Source organism: Methylobacterium sp. Leaf89, assembly GCF_001422215.1.
In the GTDB taxonomy this organism is placed as follows: domain Bacteria; phylum Pseudomonadota; class Alphaproteobacteria; order Rhizobiales; family Beijerinckiaceae; genus Methylobacterium.
Map to the genome: position 1 here is coordinate 1 of NZ_LMML01000004.1, position 238 is coordinate 238.

Here is a 238-nt window from a genome sequence, read left to right on the forward strand (position 1 = left end):
GGCTCACCTCGCGCCCGCCCTGGCGCAGAGAGCGGCCACCGGTCTCGTAGGCGTCCTCGGCCCGGTCGTAGGCCTCGCGGCCGGCCCGGCGCACGGACCGCTCGGCGCGGTCGTAGGTGTCGCCGGCTGCCCCCTGGGCGCGGCGCGCGCGGTCCTCGACGTCGTCGGAGTCGATCAGGTTGCCGACCGTGTCGCGAACCCTGCCGCCGATCTCGCGAGCGGTGTCGGCCACGTGCTC

At 76.9% G+C, this 238-nt stretch carries 1 pseudogene; it reads right to left on the reverse strand.

Annotation, left to right across the window (positions count from 1 at the left end):
* Nucleotides 1-232, reverse strand: a pseudogene (locus tag ASF18_RS01490) (CsbD family protein); the annotation flags it as partial.
* Nucleotides 233-238: the final 6 nt, after the last annotated feature.